The following is a 1,322-nucleotide window of genomic DNA, read 5'->3' as shown; positions in this document are numbered from 1 at the left end:
CGCCCGGCCCAGCGGTACGACCTGCTCGCCGGCGGCGGTCGGCGCGGTCCCCGGTGGCGCGGCGCGCCCCGGCCAGCAGCAGATGACCACCGCGATCGAGGACTGCGTGAGCAGCGGCGAGCACCTGCTCGTCCAGGCGGGCACCGGCACCGGCAAGTCGTTGGCGTACCTCGCGCCCGCGCTCACGGTGGACGGTCCGGTGGTGGTGTCCACCGCCACCCTGGCGTTGCAGTCCCAACTCGTCGACCACGACCTGCCCCGGCTGGCCGACGCGGTCGAGCCGCTGCTCGGCCGCCGGCCCACCTTCGCGGTGCTCAAGGGTCGTCACCACTATCTCTGCCTGGCCCGGTTGGACAACTCCACCGAGGAGGAGCCGGAGGACACCCTCTTCGACGCCCCGGCCGCGCGCCCCGGTGGCGGGAAGTGGCTCGGCGAGGCGGGCCGGCTGGGCAAGCAGATCGAACGGGTACGCGACTGGGCCGAGAAGACCGCCACCGGTGACCGGGACGAACTGGACCCGGGGGTCGACGACCAGGCCTGGCGGCTGGTGTCGATGCCGGCCCGGGAATGCGTGGGCGCGACCCGCTGCCCGTTCGGGCAGGAGTGCTTCGCCGAGGCGTCGCGGCCGGGCCCGGGAGGCCGACATCGTGGTGACCAACCACAGTCTGCTCGCGGTCGACATGCTCGCCGACCGGCACATCGTGCCGCCCCACAAGCTGCTCATCGTCGACGAGGCGCACGAGCTGGCCGACCGGGTCTCCTCCGCCGCGCAGGCGGAGCTGGTGCCGGAGCTGATCGACCGGTCGACCCGGCGGGCCCGCCCGCTGCTGCGGCCGGAGACCGCTGAGGCGCTCACCGCCGCCGGCGACGCCCTCGCGGTCGGGCTGGCCGAGGCGCCGGCCGGTCGGCTCACCGCCGGGCTGCCGGCGCCCCTGCGGGAGGCGTGCACGCTGCTCGACGCCGCCACCCGCAGCGCGTTGGACGCGATCGGTGAGGTCAAGTCCGACGATCCCGACCCGGTACGCAAGCAGCAGGCCAAGGCCGCGCTGGACGATCTCTCCAGCACCGCGCAGCGCTGCTGGAGGAGGCCGACCACGACGTGGCCTGGGTGGAGAAGAACGACAGCGGCAGCCGACGGGCGCTGGTGGTCGCGCCACTGTCGGTGGCCGGCACGCTCGCCACCCACCTGTACGACGAACGCACCGTCGTCGCCACGTCGGCGACCCTGGCGCTCGGCGGACGGTTCGACACCGTGGCCCGCGCCCTCGGGCTGGACGCGCCGCCGCCCGCACCACCGTCGCCGGCCGCCCGCCGCGCTGGCC

The 1,322-nt window shown here is 75.3% G+C and carries 1 pseudogene; it reads left to right on the top strand.

Annotated elements, in window-relative coordinates:
* A pseudogene (locus tag JNW91_RS31405) lies at positions 1-1,322 on the top strand (ATP-dependent DNA helicase); the annotation flags it as partial.

The organism is Micromonospora parastrephiae, assembly GCF_016802865.1.
GTDB classification, from domain to species: Bacteria; Actinomycetota; Actinomycetes; order Mycobacteriales; family Micromonosporaceae; genus Micromonospora; species Micromonospora parastrephiae.
Note: the sequence above shows the minus strand (reverse complement) of the source record. Positions and strands in the feature narration are given on the sequence as shown.